Source organism: Lysobacter sp. Root690 (genome assembly GCF_001427785.1).
GTDB lineage: Bacteria > Pseudomonadota > Gammaproteobacteria > Xanthomonadales > Xanthomonadaceae > Lysobacter.
Map to the genome: position 1 here is coordinate 501,239 of NZ_LMHM01000001.1, position 8,776 is coordinate 510,014.

The 8,776-nt window shown below is 66.8% G+C and carries 6 protein-coding genes and 2 pseudogenes; 2 read left to right on the plus strand and 6 right to left on the minus strand.

Features of this window, described 5'->3' with window-relative positions:
* From rarD to ASD86_RS02190, 3 genes and pseudogenes are all read right to left on the minus strand, one after another.
* A pseudogene (gene rarD, locus ASD86_RS02180) lies at positions 1–642 on the minus strand (EamA family transporter RarD); the annotation flags it as partial.
* A gap of 122 nt (positions 643–764) precedes the next feature.
* A pseudogene (gene yedA, locus ASD86_RS02185) lies at positions 765–1,655 on the minus strand (drug/metabolite exporter YedA); the annotation flags it as partial.
* Positions 1,656–2,067: 412 nt separating this feature from the next.
* Positions 2,068–2,568, minus strand: coding sequence for a GNAT family N-acetyltransferase (locus ASD86_RS02190; protein ID WP_200957157.1), 501 nt, complete (start codon positions 2,566–2,568; stop codon positions 2,068–2,070).
* A 151-nt stretch (positions 2,569–2,719) separates the two neighbouring features.
* Between ASD86_RS02190 and ASD86_RS02195 the strand changes: the two genes are divergently transcribed.
* Together ASD86_RS02195 and ASD86_RS02200 are read left to right on the plus strand one after the other, a co-directional pair.
* Entirely contained in the window at positions 2,720–3,223 is a 504-nt protein-coding gene (locus ASD86_RS02195) for an Lrp/AsnC family transcriptional regulator (RefSeq protein ID WP_056106393.1), read from the plus strand.
* 240 nt (positions 3,224–3,463) lie between these two features.
* Positions 3,464–3,676, plus strand: coding sequence for a hypothetical protein (locus ASD86_RS02200; RefSeq protein ID WP_157476027.1), 213 nt, complete (start codon positions 3,464–3,466; stop codon positions 3,674–3,676).
* Between the two features lie 200 nt (positions 3,677–3,876).
* Here the strand turns inward: ASD86_RS02200 and ASD86_RS02205 are convergent, their stop codons facing one another.
* The 3 genes from ASD86_RS02205 to lipA all read right to left on the minus strand — a co-directional run.
* Complete coding sequence (locus tag ASD86_RS02205) at positions 3,877–4,761, minus strand: methylated-DNA--[protein]-cysteine S-methyltransferase (protein WP_056106397.1); 885 nt, start codon at positions 4,759–4,761, stop codon at positions 3,877–3,879.
* A gap of 325 nt (positions 4,762–5,086) precedes the next feature.
* A complete protein-coding gene (locus ASD86_RS02210) occupies positions 5,087–7,288 on the minus strand; it encodes a carboxy terminal-processing peptidase (RefSeq protein WP_056106400.1) in 2,202 nt (733 codons plus the stop codon).
* A gap of 451 nt (positions 7,289–7,739) precedes the next feature.
* The coding region (gene lipA / locus ASD86_RS02215) for a lipoyl synthase (protein ID WP_235567636.1) at positions 7,740–8,776 on the minus strand (1,037 nt) is incomplete at its 5' end.

An 8,776-nucleotide genomic window follows, 5' to 3' on the forward strand; every position in this document is an offset into this window, starting at 1 on the left:
GTCGGTGCCCCAACCCCAGCCGCCGATGAAACCGCCCTGACCGTGGGTCTCGCCCCACAGCATCAGCGCCAGCGCCGGTGCGAACAGATACACGTTCTCCACGCCCAGGCCGGTCACCGCTTCCACCGCGACCAATTTGCGCACCAGGCCGTACACCGCGAACGACACCGCCAGACCGAGCGCGATCAGCGGCGGCCGGCCGTACTGGAAGGTCAGCCACAACACGCCGGCGAAGGCCAGCGCGATCGCGACCCATTGCACCGCGCGCAAGCGTTCGCCGAGGAACAGCACGCCGAGCATCACACTGACCAGCGGCCCGATGAAATACCCCAGGCTGGTCTCGATCACGTGGCCGGCATTGACCGCCCAGATGTACAAGCCCCAGTTGAACGCGATTAACACGCCGCTGAGCGCGAGCATCGCCGCCTTGCGCGGTTCGCGCAGGATGTCGCGCAACCAGTGCCGGCCGAATTTCCAGCACAGCCATGCGGTGACCAGCAGGGTGCTCCAGACGATGCGGTGGGCGACGATCTGCAGCGACGGCACCGCGTTGAGCAGATGCCAGTACAGCGGCATCAGGCCCCACAGCACGAAGGACGCGACCGCGATCCACAGCCCGCGGCGGTCGGTCGGGGCGCTCATGCGCGTTTCTCCAGATCGGTTGCGGCTTCAACTATCGGTGCTTCGGTCAACGCGGGTTCGCGCGGTTCGGCCACGGCCACCGGGCCGATCGCCGGCGCCGCGGCCGGCACCGTCTTGCCCGCGCGCGCCTTCGCCAAGGTGATGATGCCCACGCCGACCAGGATCACCGCCATCGCGCCGAGGTCGTGCGAGGTGAAACGCTCGCCGGCGAGCAATGCGCCGAACAGCACCGCGATCGGCGGATTGACGTAGGCATAGCTGGTCGCCAACGCCGGACGCACGTGATGCAGCAACCAGATGTAGGCGGTGAAGCCGAAGATCGAACCGGCCACCACCAGGTACAACAATGCCGCCGTTGCGCCGAAGGTCGGCATCGTGGTGATGCGTTCGCCGGTGACCGCGGCCGCGCCGAGCATCCACACGCTGCCGGTCAGCATCTGCGCGCTGGCGGCCATGAACGGCGACGGCAGGTCCTGATCGCGGCTCCAGATCGAGCCCCAGGCCCAGGCGATCGGCGCGACGATCAGACACACCAGGCCAAGCGTGGACGCCGACAACTTGCCGCCGGCGTTGAGCCAGATGACCCCGAGAAAGCCGATCGCCAAGCCGATCCATTCCACCTTCGACGGATGCCGTCCGCGCAGCATCGCGAACACGCCCGCGAACAGCGGCATCGAGGCGACCGCGATCGCGGCGAGTCCCGAATCGACCTGGGTCTCGGCCAGATTCACCAGGCCGTTGGACAGCAGCACCATCCAGATCGACAGCACCCACAAGGTGCGCCATTGCTTGCGCGTCGGCGCCGGCACGCCGCGCCAGCGCAGCACCGCGTACATGATCGCGCCGGCCAGGAACATGCGCGCCGCGCCGAGCAGGAACGGCGGATAGCTGTGCAGCGCGAAGCGGATGCCGAGATAAGTCGACCCCCACAGCACATACACCGAGGCCAGGGCGAGCGCGACGGCAAGCGCGCTGGGCGCGCGGGATTCGGAAGACGAGGGAGCGGCGCTCATGACGCGGGTACTCGGGGGAGAGAACGTGGGGAGACAGAGAACGCGGAGAAAGACTTGGGGAAAGAAAACGAACAGCTTGGCGCGAACGCGGGAAAAACAGCAGCGAGAAAAACTTGAGTCAGCCTTTAGCGATTCGCGGGGTCGGGCGATCGCCACGCCGCCCGCGAAGTCGTTCGTCGCGATCCATGCGAGCTCTTGCGCAAGCAAACCGCGCAGCCGGACGATGCGAATCCGGCGGCGGATGGAATGGATCGTCGGCGAGGCCAGGACCCGCGCCGTCGCGGCACAGGCCGCGACGAGCCCAACAACCCAAGCGATCAATCAATCGACAAAACCCGACCCGCCCGCGTTACCTACGCCACGATCCCCTTCCCTACTTCCGGGCGCACGCAGCGACGCGGCGCCGTCCGCATCAGGCATGCGGCCCGTAGCGCGACACCGAAGTACGACGGCTGCCGACATCGCGACGGCGCGGATCGTCGAACACGTCGATCACCACGAAACCGGCCTTGCGCATCATCCCGGCCGAGCCTTCGTTTTCCTCGTGGCGCTCGACATAGATCTCGATCAATCCCATCTGCAGCAGCCGCCCCACCGCCGCCTTCAGCAGCCGGGTGCCCAGCCCCTGGCCGCGATGCGCGCGATGCACCACGACCTCGCCGACATGGCCCTGCCATTCGATCTCGCGACCGTCGGGCTGATAGCGGTGGAACGCGTCGCTCGGCTCGAATGTGACGACAGCCACAATTTCACCTTCGTGCAGCGCGACGATGGCCTGCGTGCGGCCGAGCCGGATCGCCGACAAGTGCGCGGCCAGCTCGACGTCGGGCAGGAAATTCCAGGGATTGGGGCCGTGTTCGCGGATCAGCGCGAGAATCTCGCCGATCTGTTCGGGCACGGCGGCTTGCGTCACGTACCGGGACATCCCGGGGGCGTCCGTATGTAAGGGGTTGGGGGATTGAACCCACACATAAAAATTCTTCGTGCGGTGGGATCAAGAATAGCGTATCGATGTCATTCAAATTACGGTTGAATTATTGCCCGTACAGACGCAAAAATCTTGCATGAATGGTAGCCCCCTGGTTTTGGACGAGTTCGACCACAAGTTGCTCGAACTATTGCAGCACGACGCCTCGGTGACCCTGAGCGAACTGGGCGAGGCCGTGGGCCTGTCGCCCAGCGCGGTGCAGCGGCGGATGACCCGCTACCGCCAGGATGGCCTGATGCGGCAGGTCGCGGTGCTCGACCCGGTGACACTGGGCAGCACCCTGGCCGCGGTATGGGTGACGATGGAGCGCGAGTCGGCCGAGGGCAACGCCACCTTCCACGCCCGCGTGCGCGCCGCGCCCGAGGTCCAGCAGTGCTACACCCTGGCCGGCGAGTGGGACTACCTGGTGATCCTCGCCACCACCGGCGTCGCCCATTGCCGGCAAGTGGTCGACCGTTTGTTCCTCGACGAAGGCAACGTCAAACGCTACGACACCCATCTGGTGTTCGACGTGGTCAAGCACGGTCTGGAGCTTCCGACCCGCGATGCGCCGCGGGCGACGCGCAAGCGGCGCGGGTGATGAGGACGGTCGCGGCCATGCGGGTTGAACCGCCGGCATTGGCTCGGTCGGCATCCACTCACCCGGCCACCGGCCGAGCGTCATTACGCACGGTGATCGCGTGGATGCGTCGCCGCAGGCGCGCGAATCCCAGGCACTCGCCGCTTTACCCTATGCATGGGCGGGACCAGGCTGGGCGGCGTCACACCGCGGGCCGAGGCACGCGGGCCGCTTCGCACTCACGATCGGAGGGAGTCCGGCATGTTTAGGAAGGGCGCGGATGAAGAAAGCGAGTCAAGCATCTTCAAGAAGAGCGTGGGTGAAAAAAACGAGTCGGGCATGTTCAAGAAGGGCGCGGATAAACAGAGCGCCTGGGGCGTCTCCGACCCGCTGAAACGGAAGTTTCTGGCCGGATTGTGCATCGGGATCGTCATCGGCATGCCCATCGGCCGCTGGCTGGCCACGTTGTCGTGAGAGCGCAGTGTCGCCATCGCCGCCTCTAGCCCGGGCAAGCTCTTGCGGCGCTCGCCTGGACGCAGCCAATGGCATGTTCCAGTTGAGCCGGTTGCGGTTGTGGTTGCGGTTGCCATCGCCTCATCGACACTACCTTCAGCACGGACCCGTTTGCGCGCAATCGCCAGGCGCGGCTTGCAATGGGCAACGTCGGCGTTCGCTCAAGCCGCCTGCTCACGCTGCAAGAGCTTTTCCTTGAGCGGCAAACCCCAGCGATAGCCGCCCAGCGAACCATCGCCCCGCACCACCCGATGACACGGCACCACCACCGCCACGCGATTGTTCGCGCAAGCCTGCGCCACCGCGCGCGCGCCACGCGGCGAACCGACCTGCTGCGCGATCTGCTCGTAGCTGCGGGTCTGCCCGGGCGGAATCTTCATCAGCGCATCCCAGACTTTCTTCTGGAAGGCGGTGCCGATCAGATCCACCGCCACGGTTTCGCGTTTGCCACCGAGGGTCTGCGCGACCGCGCGCACGCGCGGCGCCAGGAATTCGTCGCGGCCGGCGTCGACGCGTTCGAGCGTGGCCTGCGGGAATTCGCTGTGCAACTTCGCCTGCAAGACTTCAGCGTCGTCGCCGAGCTCGACCATGCAGATGCCGCGCGCGGTGGTCGCGACCAATGCGGTGCCGAGTTCGGTCTGGGTCAGGCTCCAGCGGATCTGCTCGCCGGCGCCGCCGGCGCGGTAACGCGCCGGGGTCATGCCCAGGCGCGCCGCGCCGCTTTCGTACACGCGCGAGGGCGAGCCGTAGCCGGCGTCGTACAGCGCCGCGCTGACGTCGCTGCCTTCGCGCAGCGCCGAACGCAGGCTGCCGAGCTTGCGCTGGGCGAGGTATTCGGCCGGGCTCAGACCGAAGCGCGCGCTGAAACGACGCTGCAGGTGCGAGGGGCTCAGGCCTACCGCTTCGGCCAGTTCGGTCAGCGACGGCTCGCCGGCGTCCAGCAGGATCCGCGCCTGTTCGAGCTTGTCGATGGCGGGCGGGTGGGCAACCGGCGCATCGGTGACAGGGCCGGTGTCGGGCTTGCGGATGTGGGTTTTGGCGTTCATGGCGCAAGACTAGGCCTGATGCCGGGGTCTCGCTATCCGCATCTTGCCCGCGGCGGGGTCGGGTTTCTCGGGCTGATTCAGGTCGGATTTCGCGAGGGAGCGCGGTCCGAAAACCGGCGATCGCCCGGTAAGCGAAAGCTCGCCCTCGCCAATGGCGGCCCGTGCGTTCGCGAAGTCCGTGGCAGCGTCCGCAGTGGCCACGGCAACACCCGCGATGCGCGAAACTCCTTGACCCGAACACAACGCCGTCAGCGCATCAAGCCACGCACAAAAAGAAAGCGCGCCATCAAGGCGCGCTTTCGGTCGAACGTTTAGCGGACCTGCCTCAGTCAGCCCAATGCCCCGGCGCGGTCGCGGTCGGCAGCACCTGCGCCGACAGCTTGCGGTCGGCGTTGAGCAGGCGCACCGCGTCGGCCAGGATCGCCGCCGATTCGCGCAGCAGCGGGTCCGGACGCTTCTCGGCGAGCTTCTCGCGCGCCGCGTCCTTGGCGATGTCGCGCTCCGACGCGGCCAGGCCGTCGTCGTTGGAGTCGTCGCCCAGCGGGTCCAGGTCCAGGCCCAACTGCTTGCGCTCGGCCTGACGCTGCTTGCGCTTGCCGTCTTCGCGATCGCGCTCAGCGCGGCGCTCGACTTCGTTGAGCGAAATCCACTTCTTGGCGCGCTCGGCGCGGAACTCGGCCACGTCCTGCGACCACCACTGGAATTCCTTATCGCCGACGATGCGGCTGCTGTGCAGGGTTTCCAGCTTCGGCAGCAACGGCGCGAAATTGCCGTAGCTGGTGTGCGGGACGGCCGCGATCTTGGTCCACGGCAGCGCGTTGTCGTAGGTGCTCTCGCCGTACTCGGTCGCGTCGACCGACACCGGGAAGGCGATGTCGGGCACCACGCCCTTGTGCTGGGTCGAACCGCCGCTGACGCGGAAGAACTGGGCAATAGTCAGCTTGACCTGGCCGAAGCGCGGGCCTTCGTTGGCCGGCCAACGGTCGAGGTCGGCCAGATTCTGCACCGTGCCCTTGCCGAAGGTGGTTTCACCGATCACCAGGCCGCGTCCGTAATCCTGGATGGCACCGGCGAAGATTTCAGAGGCCGACGCCGAACCACGATTGATCAACACCGCCAGCGGACCTTCCCAGGCGATGCCCGAATCGGTGTCGCTGTCGACCTGGACCCGGCCGCCGGCTTCGCGCACCTGCACCACCGGGCCGCGATCGATGAACAAACCGGTCAACTCGACCGCTTCGTTGAGCGAACCGCCGCCGTTGTTGCGCAGGTCCAGGACCACGCCGTCGACCTTGTCGGCGCGCAGCTTGGTCAGCAGCTTGGCGACGTCGCGGGTGGCCGAGGCGTAGTCGTTGGCGTTCTTGCGGCGGCCTTCGAAGTCTTGATAGAAGCCCGGCAGCTTGATCACGCCGATGCGCTTGGCCGGCGCGCCGTCGGCCGGCGGCACGTTGATGATTTCGGACTTGGCGGCCTGATCTTCCAGACGCACCTTGTCACGCACCAGCACGATCCGGTTGGGCTTGCTGTCGAGGCCGGCTTCGGCCGGGATCATGTCCAGGCGCACCTTGGTGCCCTTGGCGCCGCGGATCTTGGCGACCACGTCGTCAATGCGCCAGCCGATCACGTCGTCCATCGCGCCGCTTTCGCCCTGGCCCACGCCGACGATGCGATCGCCGGGCTTGAGCAGACTGCTGCGCGCGGCCGGACCGCCGGGGATCACTTCGCGGATCGCGACCACGTCGTCCTGCTTCTGCAACAGCGCGCCGATGCCGTCGAGCGACAGCGACATGGTCATGTTGAAGTTTTCCGCCGATTTCGGCGTCAGGTAATCGGTGTGCGGATCGATCGCGTTGGCGTAGCTGTTGACGAAGGTCTGGAACAGGTCTTCGCCCTTGATCTCGCCGATGCCCTTGGCGAGGTTGGCGTAGCGCTTGTCCAGGGTCTTGGCGATGTCGTCGTTCTTCTTGCCGGCCAGTTTCAGGCGCAGCCAGTCGTTGCGCACCGACTGCTTCCACAACGCGTCCAGCGCCGCCGTGTCGGCGACCCAGGGCGCGTCCTTGCGGTCGTAGTCGTAGCGGTCCTTGCCGGTGAAATCGAAATTGCCCGGCTGCTTGAGGAGGCCGCGCGCGTAGGCGACGCGTTCGTCGACGCGCTGCTTGTAGGCGGCGAAGATCGTGTACGCGGGCGACAGGTCGCCGCTCTTGATCGCGTCGTCGAGCTTGGTCTTGTAGGCGTCGAACTTGGCGATGTCGGCGGCGGTGAAGAACTGCTTGCCGGCGTCGAGCGATTCGAGATAACGCTTGTACATATCGGCCGACAGCGCGTCGTCGAGCGCGCGCGGCCGGTAGGCGTAGCGGCTGTCGGACAGCAGGCCGTAGACCATCTGCGCGGCCGTCGACTGGTCGGCGGTGGGCGCATTGGGCAAACCGCCGGAGCCCGCGGCGTCGGGTCGCGCCAACAACGCCAGCGGCGCGGTCAGCAGGAGGCCTGCAAGCAGGGTCAGGGTACGCGTGTTCTTGAGGGTCATCGCGGAGTCTTCCCGGCGAGGGTGCCGGATCTGTGCAGCGGCTAGAGGATGTAGCGGCTTTCGACTGGTCCACAGTGCCGAAAGTTGCCTGTGCTGTCACGCCACCTCGCGAAATTACCTGTTGCGGGCATGAATCTGGTTCAGGTTGACGGCCGAGGGCGTTAGCCGGACGTTAGAACGGTGGGATCGGGCACGGATTGGCCGCGCGATTGCTCGGTTGTCGTTTGCGCGATGGGTCCGCTCTGCGCCGGTTGGACGCAGCGAGCGGCTTGGTTCAAGAACAGCGGCGCGGTCGATCGGGCCGGCGGCGGACGCTGAGCCAGTTCCGGTCTTATGGATGTTCCGAGCTGCGTCGTTGATGAGCCGCGCGTCAGCCGATCCAGACTGGCGCGCGGACGGCTATCGCAAATCCATGAAGGCCGCGATCGCCGGAGGCCGACGGGCGCCTGGCTCAGGCGACCGCGAAACCCGCGTCGATCGCCTGCCGGTCGGCGTGGTACGACGAGCGCACCAGCGGGCCCGAGGCGACGTGGGTGAAGCCCAGAGACATGCCGTAGACCTCGAGTTCCTTGAACTCTTCCGGGGTCCAGTAGCGCAGCACCGGGTGGTGGTGCGGGGTCGGCTGCAGGTACTGGCCGATGGTGATCATGTCGACGTCGTGCGCGCGCAGGTCGCGCAAGGTCGCCTGCACCTGCTCCATGGTCTCGCCCAGGCCGAGCATGATCCCGGACTTGGTCGCGACCTGCGGGTGCTGGGCCTTGAACTTCTGCAGCAGGGTCAGCGACCACTGGTAGTCGGCGCCGGGGCGGACGTTGGTGTACAGGTCCGGCACGGTCTCGACGTTGTGGTTGAACACGTCCGGCGGGTTGGTGTTGAGGATCTCCAGCGCGCGTTCCATGCGGCCCTTGCCGCGGAAGTCCGGGGTCAGCACTTCGATCTTGGTGCGTGGGCTCTGCTCGCGCACCGCCGCGATGCAGTCGACGAAATGCTGGGCGCCGCCGTCGCGCAGATCGTCGCGATCGACGCTGGTGATGACCACGTACTTCAGGCCCATGTCGGCGACGGTGCGGGCCAGGTTGGCCGGTTCGTTCGCGTCCGGCGGCTTGGGCCGGCCGTGGGCGACGTCACAGAACGAGCAGCGTCGGGTGCAAACCTCGCCGAGAATCATGAAGGTCGCGGTGCCGTGGCTGAAGCATTCGTGGATGTTCGGGCAGCTGGCTTCTTCGCAGACCGTGACCAGGCGGTTTTCGCGCAGCTTGGCCTTGAGCACGGCGACCGAATTGCCCGACGGGATGCGCACCCGGATCCACGACGGCTTGCGCAGCACCGGCACGTCGGCGAACTGCACCGGCGAGCGGCTGATCTTGTCGCCGCCGAGCTGCTTGGCGCCGGGCGTCATCGTGGTCGATTCCAGCACCGCCGGCGCGAGCACTTCGGGCGCGCCGCCGCTGACGATCGTGAGCGGGATGGATTTGGAGGCGGGGGGGG